Genomic DNA, 447 nt, shown 5'->3' on the forward strand with positions numbered 1-447 from the left:
CGAGAGGCCGGCCGGAACTGTACACGCGCGCGGCCCACCAGATGTAGTTCATGAGGCTGCGATGCTCGATCCCGACGCCCTTGGGGGTACCGGTCGAGCCTGAAGTGAAGATGATGTAGGCGACGCCGAAAGGGCGCATTGCTACGATCCTGAAAGACATTTCCGACGGGACGGGTGGGCAGACGCCGGTGGCGATCACTCAGGCGCGTCTGCGATCCGCCATAGCGCCGGACCTTGCCGACATCTTCGTGCTCGATGCCGATTTCGGCTCGATTCTGAATCAACCGGCCTCGGCCCGACCGTCCGCCGCCAAGTCGAATGGCGTCGCCTACATCATCTTCACTTCAGGCTCGACCGGTACCCCCAAGGGCGTCGAGATCGAGCATCGCAGCCTCATGAACTACATCTGGTGGGCCGCGCGCGTGTACAGTTCCGGCCGGCCTCTCG

Annotated in this window: 2 protein-coding genes; one reads left to right on the forward strand and one right to left on the reverse strand. The window is 63.5% G+C overall.

All coding sequences use genetic code 11. From position 1 onward, the window contains the following. Positions 1-160, reverse strand: a 160-nt coding sequence (locus FNJ47_RS54995) for an AMP-binding protein (protein WP_430649491.1), incomplete at its 3' end; no start/stop codon positions are given. A 28-nt stretch (positions 161-188) separates the two neighbouring features. Between FNJ47_RS54995 and FNJ47_RS53455 the strand changes: the two genes are divergently transcribed. After that, positions 189-447 (forward strand): AMP-binding protein (locus tag FNJ47_RS53455; RefSeq protein WP_347341828.1); only part of this gene is annotated, 259 nt, incomplete at its 3' end.

Origin of the sequence: Bradyrhizobium uaiense (genome assembly GCF_010811875.1) — a bacterium.
GTDB lineage: Bacteria > Pseudomonadota > Alphaproteobacteria > Rhizobiales > Xanthobacteraceae > Bradyrhizobium > Bradyrhizobium uaiense.